Source organism: Kitasatospora sp. NPDC090308, assembly GCF_044769485.1.
GTDB lineage: Bacteria > Actinomycetota > Actinomycetes > Streptomycetales > Streptomycetaceae > Kitasatospora > Kitasatospora fiedleri.
In genome coordinates, this window is record NZ_JBIVXY010000014.1 from 72,715 (window position 1) to 89,518 (window position 16,804).

Here is a 16,804-nt window from a genome sequence, read left to right on the forward strand (position 1 = left end):
GGCCGTCCCGTCCGTGCGGACCCCGCGTCAGCGGTCAGCGGTCGGCGGCCTGCGCCTTCAGCGCCCGCTCCACGCCCGCCCGGGCCTCGACGACCTGGCGGCGCAGGGCCGGGGACGGGTCCGCGGCGGCGAGCCAGGCGTCGGTGGCGTCGAGGGTGGCCTGCGAGACCGCGTAGGAGGGGTAGAGCCCGCCGATGATCTGCTGCGAGATCTCGTGGCTGCGGGTCTCCCAGACCTGCTTGACCGAGGCGAAGTACTTCTCGGCGTAGGCGGCCAGCAGCTCCCGCTGGTCGGCCTGCTGGAAGCCGGCGATCACGGCCTCCTGGACGTAGTTGGTCAGGGTGTCGGAGTCGACCACCGACGCCCACGCCTCGGCCTTGGCCTCGGCGGTGGGCCGGGCCGCCCGGCAGGTCGCGGCGTGCTCCTGCCCGGAGGAGGTGTTGTCGCGGGCCAGTTCGGCGTCGATCGCCGCCTCGTCCGCGCGCCCGGTGGCGACCAGCCGCACCAGCAGGCTCCAGCGCAGCTCGGTGTCGACGGCCAGGCCCTCGATCTCGACCGAGCCGTCCAGCAGCCCGGCCAGCAGCGCCAGCTGCTCGTCGGTGCGGGCGGCGCCGGCCAGCGTGCGGGCCCAGGCGAGCTGGTGGTCGCTGCCGGCGGGGGCCGCGCGCAGGGCGCTCTCCGCGGCGGCGGCCCAGCGCTCCAGGCCGCTCTCGCGCCAGGCGGGGTCGGCGTACAGCTCCAGGGCGAGCTTGACCTGGCGCTGGACGGACTGCACCACGCCGATGTCGCTCTCGCGCGGCAGGCCGGAGAGGGCCAGCGAGAGGTAGTCGCGAGTGGCGAGTTCGCCGTCGCGGGTCATGTCCCAGGCGGAGGCCCAGCACAGCGCGCGCGGCAGCGAGTCGGCGAAGTCGCCGAGGTGCTCGGTGACGACGGCCAGCGAGTCGGCGTCGAGCCGGACCTTCGCGTAGGAGAGGTCGTCGTCGTTGAGCAGCAGCACGGCGGGCCGGGCCCGGCCGGCCAGCTGCGGGACCTCGGTGCGCTCGCCGTCGACGTCGAGCTCGATCCGGTCGGTGCGCACCAGCTTGCCGTCGGTGAGCTCGTACAGGCCGATGGCGATCCGGTGCGGGCGCAGCACGGCCTCGCCGCGGGCGCCGGCGGGGAGGGCGGGGGCCTCCTGGAGGACGGCGAAGGACTCGACGGTGCCGTCCGCGGCGACGGTCAGCTCGGGGCGCAGCACGTTGATGCCGGCGGTCTCCAGCCAGGCCTTGGACCAGGTCCGCAGGTCCCGGCCGCTGGCCTCCTCCAGGGCGCCGAGCAGGTCGGCGAGCCGGGTGTTGCCCCAGGCGTGGCGCTTGAAGTAGGCGCGCACGCCCTGGAAGAAGGCGTCCTGGCCGACGTAGGCGACCAGCTGCTTGAGCACCGAGGCGCCCTTGGCGTAGGTGATGCCGTCGAAGTTGACCTGGACGTCCTCCAGGTCGTTGATCTCCGCCATGATCGGGTGGGTGGAGGGCAGTTGGTCCTGCCGGTAGGCCCAGGTCTTCATCTGGTTGGCGAAGGTGGTCCAGGAGTGCGGCCACCTGGAGCCGGGGGCCTCGGCCTGGCAGACGACCTCGGCGAAGGTGGCGAAGGACTCGTTCAGCCACAGGTCGTTCCACCACTCCATGGTGACGAGGTCGCCGAACCACATGTGGGCGAGCTCGTGCAGGATGGTCGCGGCGCGGGCCTCGTAGGAGGCGTCGGTGACCTTGGAGCGGAAGACGTACTGGTCGCGGAAGGTGACGGCGCCCGCGTTCTCCATCGCGCCGGCGTTGAACTCCGGGACGAACAGCTGGTCGTACTTGGCGAACGGGTAGGGGAAGTCGAACTTCTCCTGGAAGTAGTCGAAGCCCTGCCGGGTGACGGCGAAGATCGCGTCGGCGTCCAGGTACTCGCGCAGCGACGGGCGGCAGTACACGCCGAACGGCACGTGCTGGGCGCCGTTGTCGTAGCTGTCGAAGACGCCGACGTAGGGGCCGGCGATCAGCGCGGTGATGTAGGTGGACATCCGGGGGGTGGGCTCGAAGGTCCACACCCGGGTGTCGCCGTCGCCGGCGGGCTCGGGGGTGGGGGAGTTGGAGACCACGACCCAGCCGGCCGGGGCGGTGACGGTGAAGGCGAAGGTGGCCTTCAGGTCGGGCTGCTCGAAGCTGGCGAAGACGCGGCGGGCGTCCGGGACCTCGAACTGGGTGTAGAGGTAGGTCTCGCCGTCGGCGGGGTCGACGAAGCGGTGCAGGCCCTCGCCGGTGTTGGTGTAGGCGCAGTCGGCGACCACCCGCAGCTCGTTCTCGGCGGCCAGGCCGGGCAGCGCGATGCGGCTGTCGGCGAAGCTCTCCAGCGGCAGGGCGCGGCCGTTGAGGACGATCTCCGTCACGGCGGGGGCGACCAGGTCGATGAAGGTGGAGGCGCCGGGTTCGGCGGCCTTGAACCGGACCACGGTGGTGGACCGGAAGGTGCCGCCCTCGCGCGCGGAGCTCAGGTCGAGCTCGATCTCGTACGCGTCCACGGCCAGGAGTGCGGCCCGGGTGCGGGCCTCCTCACGGGTCAAGTTGGTGCCAGGCACTCGCAGGACTCCTTCGTCAGGGCTCGGGTTACCGGGAATCCTCCCATGCGCGTAACGATCCGTGTTCGTGCTTGACTCCCCCTCCGAGCAGTACCGGAGCATAGAGTTCAGAAGTTGAAGCTGAACTTCTCAGGAACAGCAAGTGCGCCCTGGAGGGTGGAACATGTCGACGGACACACCGGGATCGCAGTCCTCGCTGCACCGGGCCAATCTCGAACGGGTGCTGCGGGCTGTGCGGATGGCCGGATCGCTGACCCAGGCGGAGATCGCCCGGGGCACGGGGCTGTCGGCCGCGACGGTGTCCAACATCGTCCGCGAGCTGAAGGAGTCCGGCACCGTGGTGGTGGCCGACACCTCCTCGGGCGGGCGGCGGGCGCGCAGCGTTTCGCTGAGCGGGGACGCGGGGATCGTGGTGGGCGTGGACTTCGGGCACACCCACCTGCGGGTGGCGGTCGGCAACCTGGCGCACCGGGTGCTCGCCGAGGAGAGCGAGCCGCTGGACGTGGACGTCTCCGCGCAGCAGGGCTTCGACCGCGCCGAGCGGATGGTGGAGCGGCTGCTGGGCCAGGCCGGCTTCCCGGCCGACAAGGTGATCGGGGTGGGCCTGGGCGTGCCGGGCCCGATCGACGTGGAGACCGGGGCGCTCGGCTCGACCGCGATCCTGCCGGGCTGGACGGGCGTGATGCCGGGCCAGGAGCTGTCCGGGCGGCTGGGCATGCCGGTGCACGTGGACAACGACGCCAACCTGGGCGCGCTGGGCGAGCTGGTGTGGGGCGCCGGGCGGGGCCTGGGCGACCTGGCGTACATCAAGGTGGCCAGCGGCGTGGGCTCCGGCCTGGTGATCAACAGCCAGATCTACCGGGGTCCGGGGGGCACCGCGGGCGAGATCGGGCACATCACGCTGGACGAGGCGGGGCCGGTGTGCCGCTGCGGCAACCGGGGCTGCCTGGAGACCTTCGTGGGCTCCCGCTACCTGCTCAACCTCTTGAACGCCAACCACCCCGGCGAGCTGACCCTGGGCAAGGTGGTGCAGCTGGCCCAGCAGGGCGACCTGGGCTGCCGCCGGGTGATCGCCGACGCCGGCCGGCAGATCGGGATGGGCGTGGCGACCCTGTGCAACCTGCTCAATCCGCGCCGGGTGATCCTCGGCGGCGATCTCGCCGAGGCCGGTGAACTGGTGCTTTCCCCGATCCGGGACTCGGTGGCACGGTACGCGATCCCCAGTGCCGCCCGGCAGTTGTCGGTGGTCCCGGGGACGCTCGGCGGCCGGGCCGAGGTGCTCGGCGCGCTCGCCCTGGTGATGAGCGAGATGGGCGAGAGCGGGGTGCTCTGACCGGGCCCGGCACTCCGCCGGAGGGGGGTCCGGGGGCTCGCTCGGTATCGGGTGAGCCTTCAGGAAGATAACGAAAGGGTTTGGATTCGGGGGCCTCCGGTTTTACTTATTGACGACAAGATGCGTCACGGGGTTGACTCCTGCCCACCTCGCCGCAACGTTCGCGGCTCTGTCAGGGAGGCTCCCCCCACCATGAACGCAATGATGCGTCGCTTCGCCGTCGGAACCGTCGCCGTCTCGATGGCGCTGACCATGGCCGCCTGCGGCAAGGCCGGTGACGACAAGAAGGACAGCGCTGCCTCGGGCAACAACAAGTCGATCGGCCTGCTGCTCCCGGAGAACGCGTCCTCCACCCGGTACGAGTCCTTCGACAAGCCGTTCATCGAGGCCAAGGTCAAGGAACTCTGCGCCGACTGCAAGGTCGAGTACAACAACGCCGAGGGCTCCGCGGCCAAGCAGAAGCAGCAGTTCGACACCCTGATCGCCCAGGGCGTCAAGGTCATCATCCTGGACGCGTTCGACGCCAAGTCCACCCAGGCGTGGGTCACCGAGGCGGCCGGCAAGGGCGTCAAGGTCATCGCGTACGACCGCCTGGCCACCGGCCCGGTCTCCGCCTACGTCTCCTTCGACAACGAGAAGGTCGGCGAGCTCCAGGGCCAGGCCCTGGTCGACGCGCTGGGCGACAAGGCCGCCGACGCCAACATCGTGATGATCAACGGTGACGACGCCGACCCGAACGCCGGCAAGTTCAAGTCCGGCGCCCACAAGGTGCTCGACAGCAAGGTCAAGAAGGTCGTCTACGAGCAGAGCGGTGAGTGGAAGCCCACCGTCGCGGGCCAGAAGGTCGGCGCCGCCATCACCCAGCTCGGCAAGGACGGCTTCCAGGCCGTCTACTCCGCCAACGACGGCATGGCCGCCGCGATCATCACCCAGCTGCAGTCCCAGGGCATCAACGTCCCGGTCGGCGGCCAGGACGCGGGCCTCGACGCGATCCAGCGGATCGTCGCGGGCACCCAGTCCTACACCATCTACAAGGCGTACAAGCCGCTGGCCGACTCGGCCGCCCAGCTGGCCGTCAACCTGCTGCAGGGCAAGGACATCAAGTCCGTCGCCACCTCGACCATCGACAGCGACACCGACAAGGGCATCCCGGCCCAGCTGCTCGACCCGAAGGTCGTCACCAAGGCGAACATCAAGGACACCGTGATCGCCGACGGCCTGTACAAGGTCGCCGACATCTGCACCGCCGACTTCGCCGCCGCCTGCACCGCGGCCGGCCTGCAGTAACACCCGCCGGGCGGGGGCTCCCTGACCATCCGGGAGCCCCCGCCCGCGTCGCTCCACCCCTCAGCACCACAGCACAGCACTACCCCGCCTGCCCGGCCCGGCACGCGGGACGGCCGTGCCGGAAACGTCAGGTCCGGCACGGGACTCAAGGAGTTGGTTCACGTGACAGGCGCACCCGTACTGGCGTTGCGCGGGGTCTCCAAGCGCTTCGGTGCCGTCCAGGCACTCACCGACGTGCATCTGGAGGTCCACGCGGGCGAGGTCGTCGCCCTGGTCGGCGACAACGGTGCCGGTAAGTCCACCCTGGTCAAGACCATCGCGGGCGTCCACCCGATCGACGAGGGCGTCATCGAGTGGGAGGGCAAGGCGGTCGCCATCAACCGCCCGCAGGACGCCCAGCAGCTCGGCGTCGCCACCGTCTACCAGGACCTCGCGCTCTGCGACAACCTCGACGTGGTCGGCAACCTCTTCCTCGGCCGCGAGATCAAGCGCTTCGGCACCCTGGACGAGGTCGCGATGGAGAAGCGCGCGCGCGAGCTCCTCGACACCCTGTCGATCCGCATCCCCAGCGTCCGCATCCCGATCGCCTCGCTCTCCGGCGGTCAGCGCCAGGTGGTCGCGATCGCCCGCGCCCTGGTCGGCGACCCCAAGATCGTCATCCTGGACGAGCCCACCGCGGCCCTCGGCGTCGAGCAGACCGCCCAGGTCCTGGACCTGGTCGAGCGGCTCCGCCAGCGCGGCCTCGGCGTGATCCTGATCAGCCACAACATGGCCGACGTGAAGGCCGTCGCGGACACCGTCGCGGTGCTCCGCCTGGGCCGCAACAACGGCAGCTTCGAGGTGGCCACCACCTCGCACGAGGAGATCATCTCCGCCATCACCGGCGCCACCGACAACGCGGTGACACGTCGTCAGGCCCGAATCGCGGAGGAATCCAAGTGAGCACCGAGACCCCCACCACGCCCCCCGTCTCCCCCGCGGTGGACCCGCGCCTGCTGGTCCGCAAGGAGGGACTGGCCGGCTACTTCGACGAGTTCGTCCGCAAGATCCGCAGCGGCGAGCTCGGCTCGCTGCCGGTGGTCATCGGCCTGATCGTGATCGCCGCGATCTTCCAGATCAAGACCGGCACCTTCCTCAACGCCGACAACCTCACCAACATCACCAAGTGGATCGCGGGCCCCGGCCTGATCGCGGTCGGCGTGGTGTTCGTGCTGCTGCTCGGCGAGATCGACCTCTCGCTCGGCTCGGTGGCCGGCGCCACCGCCGCCATCACCTCGGTGCTCTCGGTGCGCCAGGGCCTCAACGAGTGGCTCGCCATCGTGCTGGCGATCGTCGCCGCGATCGCCATCGGCGCCCTGCACGGCTACTTCTTCGCCAAGATCGGCGTCCCCGCGTTCGTGGTCACCCTGGCCGGCATGCTGGCCTGGAACGGCCTGCAGATGCTCGTGCTGGGCAACCTCGGCACCGTCAACAACCCGATCGACGGCGTGGTCGCCAACCTGGACACCTACTTCCTGGGCGACGGCGACGTCATCTGGGCCTGGCTGTTCGCGATCGTCACCATCGTGCTGTTCGCCGCCGGCCAGCTGCTCGACTCCCGCCGCCGCAGCGCCGCCAACCTGCCGGCCCGCCCGATCAGCGAGATCGCGCTGCGCACCGGCGTGATCGGCGTCGTGGTGCTGGTCGCCGCCTACATGCTCAACCAGGACCGCGGCCTGCCGCTGCCGCTGGTGATCTTCGTCGGCATCGTCGCGCTCGGCGACTTCGTGCTGCGCCGCACCGCCTACGGCCGCCAGATCTTCGCGGTCGGCGGCGGCATCGAGGCGGCCCGCCGCGCGGGCATCAACGTCGCCTGGGTCCGGATCTCGGTCTTCATGATCTCGGCCGGCCTGGCCGGCCTCGGCGGCCTGTTCATCGCCTCCCAGCAGGGCTCCGCGGACAAGGCGCTGGGCAGCGGCAACGTGCTGATGAGCGCCATCGCCGCCGCCGTCATCGGCGGCACCAGCCTCTTCGGCGGCCGCGGCAAGACCTGGTCGGCGCTGCTCGGCATCCTGGTCATCCAGTCCATCACCACCGGTCTGGACATGATCCACGCCCAGCAGGCCATCCAGTACATGATCACCGGCGCGGTGCTGCTCGCCGCGGTGGTCCTGGACTCGGTCTCCCGCCGCACCCAGAAGTCCCACGGCCGCGGCTGACCCCCGGCCCCACCACCCGGACCGCGCGACCGGCGCCCCCATACCAGGGGCCGGTCGCGCGGTCCGGCGCGTTCGGCCCGGGGCCACCCGAAGAGCTGGTCGGGTCGCCCGCCGCACTACGCCCCGGTAATGGACATTAGACTCGAGCGGGGCGTACGCCCTCCGGGCCCATGCGGGCGCGAGAACTTGGACGAGGAGGAACGGGTGGCCCTGCTGACCCGCATTCGGGGACCGCGCGATCTCGATCGACTCACGCCCGCGCAGCTGACGGCGCTCGCCGAGGAGATCCGCGCCTTCCTGGTGGAGGAGGTCTCCAAGACCGGCGGCCACCTCGGCCCCAACCTCGGCGTGGTCGAGCTGACGCTCGCGATGCACCGGGTCTTCGACTCCCCGCGCGACCGCATCCTCTTCGACACCGGCCACCAGAGCTACGTCCACAAGCTGCTGACCGGCCGCCAGGACTTCTCCCGGCTCAAGATGAAGGGCGGCCTGTCCGGCTACCCCTCGCGGGCCGAGTCCGAGCACGACGTGATCGAGAACTCGCACGCCTCCACCGTCCTCGGCTACGCCGACGGCCTGGCCAAGGCCAACAAGATCCAGGGCCACAAGGACCGCCCCGTGGTCGCCGTGATCGGCGACGGCGCGCTCACCGGCGGCATGGCCTGGGAGGCGCTCAACAACATCGCCGACAGCCGGGACCTGCCGGTCGTCATCGTCGTCAACGACAACGAGCGGTCCTACTCGCCGACCATCGGCGGCCTCGCCAACCACCTCTCCACGCTGCGCACCACCCAGGGCTACGAGCGCTTCCTGTCCTGGGGCAAGGACGCGCTGCAGCGCACCCCCGTGGTCGGCCAGGCGATGTTCGAGACACTGCACGGCGCCAAGAAGGGCCTCAAGGACTTCATCGCCCCGCAGGGCATGTTCGAGGACCTCGGCCTCAAGTACATCGGCCCGATCGACGGCCACGACCTGCAGGCCCTGGAGTCCGCCTTCACCAAGGCGCGCGGCTTCGGCGGCCCGGTCATCGTGCACTGCATCACCGAGAAGGGCCGCGGCTACCACGCCGCCGAGAACAACGACGAGGACCGCTTCCACGCGGTCGGCGTGATCCACCCCGACACCGGCCTGCCGGTGAAGACCGCCGGCAAGGACTGGACGTCCGTGTTCGGCGAGGAGATGGTCGCGCTCGGCCGCGAGCGCCGCGACATCGTGGCGATCACCGCCGCGATGCTGCACCCCGTCGGCCTGGCCCCGTTCGCCAAGGCGTACCCCGACCGGATCTTCGACGTCGGCATCGCCGAGCAGCACGCCGCGGTCTGCGCCGCCGGCCTGGCCACCAACGGCCTGCACCCGGTCGTCGCGGTCTACGCGACCTTCCTGAACCGGGCCTTCGACCAGGTCCTGATGGACGTCGCGCTGCACCGGCTGGGCGTCACCTTCGTGCTCGACCGGGCCGGCGTCACCGGCACCGACGGCGCCTCGCACAACGGCATGTGGGACATGTCGATCCTCCAGGTCGTCCCCGGCCTGCGGCTGGCCGCCCCGCGCGACGCCGAGCAGGTCCGGCTCCAGCTGCGCGAGGCCGTCGAGGTCACCGACGCCCCCACCGTGGTCCGCTACTCCAAGGGCAGCGTCGGCCCGTCGGTGCCCGCCGTCGACCGGGTCGGCGGCATGGACGTGCTCCGGCGCCACGAGGGCGGCTCCGCGGACGAGGCGGCCGACGTGCTGATCGTCTCGGTCGGCGCGATGGCCCCGGTCTGCCTGGAGGCCGCCGAGCTGCTCGCCGCCCGCGGCGTCACCAGCACCGTGGTCGACCCGCGCTGGGTCAAGCCGGTGGACGCCGCGCTGCCCGGCCTGGCCGCCCAGCACCGCCTGGTGGTCACCGTCGAGGACAACGGCCGGGCCGGCGGCGTCGGCTCGGCGATCGCCCAGGCGCTGCGCGACGCCGACGTGGACGTCCCGCTGCGCGACTTCGGCATCCCGCAGCAGTTCCTCGACCACGCCTCGCGCGCCGAGATCATGGCGGAGATCGGGCTGACCGCCCCGGCGATCGCCGAGAAGATCGCGGCCCTGGTCGACGCCCGCTCCTTCGCCCGGAGCTGACCGCCCCGCCCGGAGCTGACCGCCCCGCCCGGGGCCGGCCGCCCCGCCGGGGCCGCCCGCAACCTCCGTGGACGCACCGCCCGGGAGCCGCAGCGCCGGCCCCCGGCGGTGCGGCTATTGTCGGACCGTCACACTCATTCCTGGACTGGCACTCCTCCGCCCGTTCGCGCCCGGTAGGTTGTCACCCGTGCCCCACACCGCCACGAGCCGCCCCCGCGCCCTCGCCGACCGCCTCCACGGGCACGTCCGGGCCGGGTACTGGACCAGACTGGTCCCGCTGCTCGCGGTCCTGGCCACCGTCACCCACCTGCCCTCCTTCCTCCGCCCCGTGTGGAGCCCCGACGAGGGCTACCTCGCCACCCAGGCCCGGATGCTCGCCGACGGCGGCGTCCTCTACGACACCGTCGTCGACCGCAAGCCCCCGCTGCTGCCCTGGCTGTACGAAGCCTGCTTCGCGCTCTTCGGCTCCGTCTCGCTCTGGCCGCTGCGCCTGCTGGCGATCGGCGCCCACCTCGCCACCGCCGTCCTGCTCGCCTCCACCGCCCGCGGCCGCTGGGGCGACCGGGCCGGCCGCTACGCCGGCGTCCTCTACCTGCTGGTCTCCATCGGGCTCTCCCCGGAGGACACCCAGGCCGCCACCTTCGAAGTCTTCATGCTGCCCGCCATGGTGCTCGCCTTCCGCTACGCGGAGCGCCGCCGCTGGCTGGCCGCCGGCATCGCCGTCGCGCTCTGCTCGCTCACCAAGCAGACCGGCGGCGCCGTCATGCTCCCCGTGCTCTGGATGCTGCTCCAGGACACCCGCCGCCGCGGCGTCCCCTGGCCGCCGGCCCTCGCCAAGATCGGCTTCGGCTTCGCCCTGCCGATAGCGCTGGTCGCCGCCATCCTCACCAAGCCCAAGGGTTTCCTGTTCTGGGTCGTCACCGGCTCCGGCGACTACGCCGTGCTCGGCTCCAACTGGCCCCAGATGATCGGCCGCGCCCTGGGCAACTCCGCGATCCTGCTGAGCGCCGGACTCGCCTTCCTGCTGCCCTACGCCCACCGCCTGTGGCTGCGCCGCCGACGCCGCCCGGTCCCCGCCCGCGGCCCCGAGCGCGGCTCCACCGCCGACCTCTGGGTCTGGCTGCTCTCCTCCGTCGTCGCGGTCTCGGTCGGCTTCCACTTCTTCGGCCACTACTACCTCCAGCTGATGCCCCCGCTGGTCCTGCTCGGCGTCGGCGCGGTCGCCACCTCCGCCGTCCCCTGGCGCCCCGTGGTCGCCTACTGCACCCTGGCCAGCACCGTCTTCTGGGGCCTCGCCGTCTTCTGGCCCGGCCAGCGCCTCACCCAGACCACCGAGGTCGCCACCGCCGTCGCCGCCCAGACCACCCCCAAGGACACCGTCCTGGTCTGGGGCATGCACCCCGAGCTCTACTGGCTCGCCGACCGCCGCCCCGCCAGCCGCTACCTCACCGCCGGCTTCCTCACCAACTTCAGCGGCGGCAAGGGCGGCGAGAAGGTCGGCGAGGAGTACTCCGTCTCCGACGCCTGGCAGACCTTCGACCACGAGATCTCCGCCAACGGCCTCCCCGAGGTCTTCGTCGACGACTCCGGCACCGCCCCCTACCAGCCCGACAAGGTCCCCCGGATCGCCAGCCTGCTCGACACCTACTACGAGGTCGTCGGCGTCACCGGCGACACGGTGATCTACCGCCTCAAGAAGAGGTAGGCCGGTGGGTTACTACCTCGAAGCGGTCGTCGCCGCCGAACCCCTGCTGCGCGCCGCCGCCGCCGACCTGCCCGACGCCCACGTCGTCCCGCTCCGCCAGGGCCTGGCGCTGATCCCGATGACGGACGCGCTGCACGACGCGCTGACCGACCCGGTCGCCGAGCGCCTGCGCCCGTTCCAGCGGCTTCCCCGGGGCTTCCAGCACACCCTGGCCGCCTGGTCCGCGGACGGGCCGGTGGCCTACGTCGAGGCCGACATCTGGGGCGGTACCGGCGACCAGTACGCCCTGGCCTGGACCGGCGGCGCCCTGACCCTCGGTCCGCTCACCGACCGGACCCCCGTCGGCCCGTCCGCGATCTCCCGGGCCCTGCGGCACCTCGGCGTGAGCGGCGAGGGCCACCGGGACGAGTTCGACGCGGTCGGCCTCGGCCGCCACCGCCGCACCGAGTCCTGGCTCACCGGGGACGACTGACAGCCCGCCGTGCACCAGCACGAGCACGCCCGCACCCCCTCGTCGCGTGAAAGAGCGCAGCATAGCAACGCCGCCGGGCGGCACCCCCGTTCGGTGGAAGGGGGTGCCGCCCGGCGGCGTGGTGTCGAGGCTGCGTCAGGCGGGGACCGAAGCCAGGCCGGGGGCCAGGAACTTCTTGCCGTTGACGCGCTCGGAGACGCCCTCGCGGTCGAGGTACGGGGTGATGCCGCCGAGGTGGAACGGCCAGCCGGCGCCGGTGATCATGCAGAGGTCGATGTCCTGGGCCTCGCCGACCACGCCCTCGTCCAGCATCAGGCCGATCTCCTGGGCGACGGCCTCCAGCGCGCGGGCGCGCACCTGCTCCTCGGTGAGGACGGTGTCGCCGAAGGAGAGCAGCGCCAGCACCTCGGGGTCGAGGACCTGCGCGCCGTCCTGCCAGACGTAGAAGCCGCGCTTGCCGGCCTCGACCACCTTGCCGAGGTTCGCGGAGACGGAGAACCGGTCCGGGAACGCGCCGTGCAGGGTCTCGGAGACGTGCAGGGCGATCGCGGGGCCGACCAGTTCGAGCAGGGCGATCGGGGACATCGGCAGGCCGAGCGGCTTCACCGCGGCCTCGACGGTCTCGAACGGGGTGCCCTCGTCGATGATGTTCTGGATCTCGCCCATGAAGCGGGTCAGGATGCGGTTGACCACGAACGCCGGGGCGTCCTTGGTGAGCACCGCGGTCTTCTTCAGCTTCCTGGCGACCCCGAACGCGGTGGCCAGCGAGGCGTCGTCGGTCCGCTCGGCCCGGACGATCTCCAGCAGCGGGAGGATCGCGACCGGGTTGAAGAAGTGGAAGCCGACCACGCGCTCCGGGTGCTGGAGCTTGGAGGCCATCTCGGTGACCGAGAGCGAGGAGGTGTTGGTGGCCAGCACGGTGGTCGGCGAGACCACCGCCTCCAGCTCCGCGAACACCTTCTGCTTGACGCCCATCTCCTCGAACACGGCCTCGATCACGAAGTCCGCGTCGCCGAACGCGACGGCCTTGTCGAGGTGGCCGGAGACCAGGCCCTTGAGCTTGTTGGCCTTGTCCTTGCCGATCCGGCCCTTCTCCAGCAGCTTGTCGACCTCGGCGTGGACGTAGCCCACGCCCTTGTCGATCCGCGCCTGGTCGATGTCGGTGAGCACCACCGGCACCTCCAGCCGGCGCGCGAACAGCAGCGCCAGCTGGGAGGCCATCAGGCCGGCGCCGACCACGCCGACCTTGGTGACCGGGCGGGCCAGCGACTTGTCCGGCGCGCCGAACGGCCGCTTGGCCCGGCGCTGCACCAGGTTGAAGGCGTACAGCCCGGCCCGCAGCTCGCCGCTCATGATCAGGTCGGCGAGCGCGGCGTCCTCCGCGTCGAAGCCGGCCTGCAGGTCGCCGTCCTTGACCTGCTGGATGATGTCCAGCGCCTTGTACGCGGCCGGGGCGGCCCCGTGCACCTTGGCGTCGGCGACCCAGCGGCCCCACAGCACGGCGTCGTCCCACGCCTTGCCGCGGTCGAACTCCTCGCGCTCGACGACCACGTCGCCCTTGAGCACCTTGGCGGTCCACAGCAGCGACTGCTCCAGGAAGTCGGCCGGCTCGAAGATCGCGTCCGCGATGCCGAGCTCGAACACCTCCTTGCCCTTGAGCTGCTTGTTCTGCGCCATCGAGTTCTCGACGATGACCTTGACCGCCTTGGCGGGGCCGATCAGGTTCGGCAGCAGGGTGCAGCCGCCCCAGCCGGGCACCAGGCCGAGGAAGACCTCGGGCAGCGAGAACGCCGGGACGCCCGCGCTGACGGTGCGGTAGCCGCAGTGCAGGCCGACCTCGACGCCGCCGCCCATCGCCGCGCCGTTGTAGTACGCGAAGGACGGGACGGGCAGCGCGGCGATCCGCTTGAAGACGTCGTGGCCGCCCTTGCCGATGGCCAGCGCGTCGGAGTGCTCGGTGAGGATCTCGACGCCCTTGAGGTCGGCGCCGACCGCGAAGATGAACGGCTTGCCGGTGATCGCGACCGCGACCACCTCGCCCGCGGCGGCCTCCGCCTCGACCTGGTCCAGCGCCGCGGAGAGCTTGGCCAGCGAGCCCGGGCCGAAGGTGGTCGGCTTGGTGTGGTCGAAGCCGTTGTCCAGGGTGATCAGGGCCAGCTTGCCGGCCTGCAGCGGCAGGTCCAGGTGGCGCACGTGCGCGGTGGTGACGACCTCGCCGGGGAACAGTTCGGCGGCGCGCTGCAGCAGTTCAGTGGTGCTCATGGTCACTTACCACCCTCGAAGTGGGGGTTCTCCCAGATGACGGTGCCGCCCATGCCGAAGCCGATGCACATGGTGGTGAGGCCGTAGCGGACGTCCGGACGCTGCTCGAAGCGGCGGGCCAGCTGGGTCATCAGGCGCACGCCCGAGGAGGCCAACGGGTGGCCGAACGCGATCGCGCCGCCGTACGGGTTGACCCGCTCGTCGTCGTCCGCGATGCCGTAGTGGTCCAGGAAGGCCAGCACCTGCACGGCGAACGCCTCGTTGACCTCGAACGCGCCGATGTCCTCGATGGTCAGGCCGGCCTTGGCCAGCGCCTTCTCGGTCGCCGGGACGGGGCCGATGCCCATCACCTCGGGCTCGACGCCCGCGAAGGCGTAGCTCACCAGGCGCATCTTGACCGGCAGGCCCAGCTCGCGGGCCACGTCCTCGGCGGCCAGCAGCGAGGCGGTGGCGCCGTCGTTCAGGCCGGCCGCGTTGCCCGCGGTGATGTTGCCGTGCGGGCGGAACGGGGTCTTCAGGCCGGCCAGCGACTCCATCGTGGTGCCCGGGCGCATCGGCTCGTCGGTCGTCGCCAGGCCCCAGCCGGTCTCGCCGATCTCGGGGTTGGTGTTGCGGACCGCGATCGGCACCAGGTCCGGCTGGATGTCGCCGTTGGCGTACGCCTTCGCGGCCTTCTCCTGCGAGCGCACCGCGTACGCGTCGCAGCGCTCCTTGGTGAGGTGCGGGAAGCGGTCGTGCAGGTTCTCCGCCGTCATGCCCATGAACAGGGCGGACTCGTCGACCAGCTTCTCCGAGACGAACCGCGGGTTCGGGTCCACGCCCTCGCCCATCGGGTGCCGCCCCATGTGCTCGACGCCGCCGGCCACCACGACGTCGTAGGCGCCGAAGGCGATGCCGCCCGCGGTGGTGGTGACGGCCGTCATCGCGCCGGCGCACATCCGGTCGATCGCGTAGCCCGGCACGGACTTCGGCAGGCCGGAGAGGAGCGCGGCGGTGCGGCCGATGGTCAGGCCCTGGTCACCGATCTGGGTGGTCGCGGCGACGGCGACCTCGTCGATCCGCTCGACGGGCAGGCTCGGGTTGCGGCGCACCAGTTCACGGATGCACTTGACGACCAGGTCGTCGGCGCGGGTCTCGTGGTAGATGCCCTTCGGGCCGGCCTTGCCGAACGGGGTGCGGACGCCGTCGACGAAGACGACGTCCCTCGCGGTACGAGGCACGGGGGCTCTCCTCCCAGGGGGACATGACGATGAGCGCGCCCAGGATCGGCGCTGCTGCGCCCACCAATCTACCCACGAGTAACAACGCCCGGCAAGGACCGTGAGGGCGGTCACGCCGCCCCGCCCCTCCCCGCCGCCGGTCCCCCCGCCCCGGCGGGGGTCCGGGGACCGGCCTCAGCCCTCCGCCGCGGTCCGGAACGCCTCCGCCAGGACCGGGGCGACCAGCTCGGTCTGCCAGGCGCGGGCGCCCAGGGCGCGCAGCGCGTCGGCGACCGCGTCGGCGTCCGGGCGGGCCGGCGGCTCCCAGGAGACCCGGCGGACCAGGTCGGGGGTGATCAGGTTCTCCGCGGGCAGGTGGTACCGCTCGGCCAGGGCGGCGACGGCGGCCCTGGCGCCGCTGAGCCGGGCCGCGGCGACCGGGTCCTTCTCGGCCCAGGCGCGCGGCGGCGGCGGCCCGTCGTGCGGGGCGGTCGCGGGCGGCAGCGCGGACTCCGGGATCTCGCGGGCGCGCTCGATCGCGGCCAGCCACTGCTCCAGCTGGCGGCGGTTGATCCGCGGCCCGAAGCCCTGGACGGCGATCAGCGCGGGCGCGTTGGCCGGCATCGCCAGCGCGGCGTTCACGATCGCGGCGTCGGCCAGCACCCGGCCGGGGGAGACGTCCCGCTCGCGGGCGATCCGGTCCCGGGTGAGCCACATCTCGCGGACGGCGGCCAGCTGCCGGCGGCGGCGGACCTTGTGCAGCTGGGAGGTGCGGCGCCACGGGTCGACCCGGGGGGCCGGCGGGGGCGCGGCGGCCAGGGCGGCGAACTCCTGGTGGGCCCAGTCGAGTTTGCCCTGCTGCTCCAGCTCGGCCTCCAGCGCGTCCCGCAGGTCGACCAGCACCTCGACGTCCAGCGCCGCGTAGCGCAGCCAGGGCTCGGGCAGCGGGCGGGTAGACCAGTCGACCGCCGAGTGCTCCTTGGCCAGCGAGAGGCCCAGCACGTTCTCGGTCATCGGGCCCAGGCCGACCCGGGGGAACCCGGCGAGGCGGCCGGCCAGCTCGGTGTCGAACAGCAGGCCCGGGTGCATGCCCACCTCGAACAGGCAGGGCAGGTCCTGGGTGGCGGCGTGCACGACCCACTCGGTGTCGGCGAGCGCGGCGTTCAGGCCGGTCAGGTCGGGGCAGGCGATCGGGTCGATCAGCGCGGTGCCCGCGCCCTCGCGGCGCAGCTGGATCAGGTAGGCGCGCTGGCCGTAGCGGTAGCCGGAGGCGCGCTCGGCGTCGACGGCCACCGGGCCGGTGCCGCGGCGGAAGCCCTCGACGACGGCGGCGAGGGCCGCTTCGTCCGCCACCACCGGTGGGAGTCCGTCCCTGGGCTCGAGGAGCGGTACCGGGGCGGTCTCTTCGGGGATGGAGGCTACGGCGTCGGTCACCCCCCAAGGGTACGTCGTGTGTCGCCGCCGGGAGTGTTGTCTGACTGGTCGGACCATGTTCTGACATATGCCAGCCGGGGGCGGCCGACCGCCGCCGGGCCGCCCGGTCCCGGTGCGCCGGGGTGCCCGCCGGATGTCCGCGGCGCGGCGGGGGGCCGCTGACGGGCTGTCACGCCGGGGTGCGCGGGGGAGCGGCGGGAGAGCGGCGG

The 16,804-nt window shown here is 72.1% G+C and carries 11 protein-coding genes; 7 read left to right on the forward strand and 4 right to left on the reverse strand.

Features of this window, described 5'->3' with window-relative positions; all coding sequences use genetic code 11:
• Window positions 1-34 precede the first annotated feature (34 nt).
• Window positions 35-2,599: an aminopeptidase N gene (pepN, locus tag ACIQVD_RS26835; protein ID WP_400692352.1), complete on the reverse strand. Its 2,565-nt coding sequence runs from the start codon at window positions 2,597-2,599 to the stop codon at window positions 35-37.
• A gap of 163 nt (window positions 2,600-2,762) precedes the next feature.
• On the opposite strand from pepN, the gene ACIQVD_RS26840 reads away from it, so the two are divergent.
• The 7 genes from ACIQVD_RS26840 to ACIQVD_RS26870 all read left to right on the forward strand — a co-directional run bounded on the left by ACIQVD_RS26840 (window position 2,763) and on the right by ACIQVD_RS26870 (window position 11,700).
• Window positions 2,763-3,932, forward strand: coding sequence for an ROK family protein (locus ACIQVD_RS26840; RefSeq protein WP_400692349.1), 1,170 nt, complete (start codon window positions 2,763-2,765; stop codon window positions 3,930-3,932).
• A gap of 192 nt (window positions 3,933-4,124) precedes the next feature.
• Entirely contained in the window at window positions 4,125-5,219 is a 1,095-nt protein-coding gene (locus ACIQVD_RS26845) for a substrate-binding domain-containing protein (protein ID WP_100840295.1), read from the forward strand.
• 153 nt (window positions 5,220-5,372) lie between these two features.
• Window positions 5,373-6,161, forward strand: coding sequence for an ATP-binding cassette domain-containing protein (locus tag ACIQVD_RS26850; protein WP_199528041.1), 789 nt, complete (start codon window positions 5,373-5,375; stop codon window positions 6,159-6,161).
• Complete coding sequence (locus ACIQVD_RS26855) at window positions 6,158-7,417, forward strand: sugar ABC transporter permease (RefSeq protein ID WP_402291961.1); 1,260 nt, start codon at window positions 6,158-6,160, stop codon at window positions 7,415-7,417. The genes ACIQVD_RS26850 and ACIQVD_RS26855 overlap by 4 nt, the downstream gene beginning before the upstream one ends.
• A gap of 204 nt (window positions 7,418-7,621) precedes the next feature.
• Window positions 7,622-9,523, forward strand: a complete 1,902-nt coding sequence (gene dxs, locus ACIQVD_RS26860) for a 1-deoxy-D-xylulose-5-phosphate synthase (protein WP_402291962.1) — start codon at window positions 7,622-7,624, stop codon at window positions 9,521-9,523.
• 187 nt (window positions 9,524-9,710) lie between these two features.
• Entirely contained in the window at window positions 9,711-11,228 is a 1,518-nt protein-coding gene (locus ACIQVD_RS26865; protein WP_400692339.1) for a glycosyltransferase family 39 protein, read from the forward strand.
• A gap of 4 nt (window positions 11,229-11,232) precedes the next feature.
• Window positions 11,233-11,700: a hypothetical protein gene (locus ACIQVD_RS26870; RefSeq protein ID WP_402291963.1), complete on the forward strand. Its 468-nt coding sequence runs from the start codon at window positions 11,233-11,235 to the stop codon at window positions 11,698-11,700.
• Window positions 11,701-11,835: 135 nt separating this feature from the next.
• Here ACIQVD_RS26870 and ACIQVD_RS26875 read toward each other — a convergent pair whose 3' ends face one another.
• From ACIQVD_RS26875 to ACIQVD_RS26885, 3 genes are all read right to left on the reverse strand, one after another.
• Complete coding sequence (locus ACIQVD_RS26875; RefSeq protein WP_400692333.1) at window positions 11,836-13,962, reverse strand: 3-hydroxyacyl-CoA dehydrogenase NAD-binding domain-containing protein; 2,127 nt, start codon at window positions 13,960-13,962, stop codon at window positions 11,836-11,838.
• 2 nt (window positions 13,963-13,964) lie between these two features.
• The gene (locus tag ACIQVD_RS26880; protein WP_400692330.1) at window positions 13,965-15,182 is read right to left on the reverse strand and encodes a thiolase family protein; all 1,218 of its coding nucleotides are present in this window, start codon (window positions 15,180-15,182) and stop codon (window positions 13,965-13,967) included.
• A gap of 174 nt (window positions 15,183-15,356) precedes the next feature.
• Window positions 15,357-16,595 (reverse strand): HRDC domain-containing protein, encoded by a 1,239-nt coding sequence (locus tag ACIQVD_RS26885; protein WP_400692327.1) that lies wholly within the window; start codon window positions 16,593-16,595, stop codon window positions 15,357-15,359.
• Window positions 16,596-16,804: the final 209 nt, after the last annotated feature.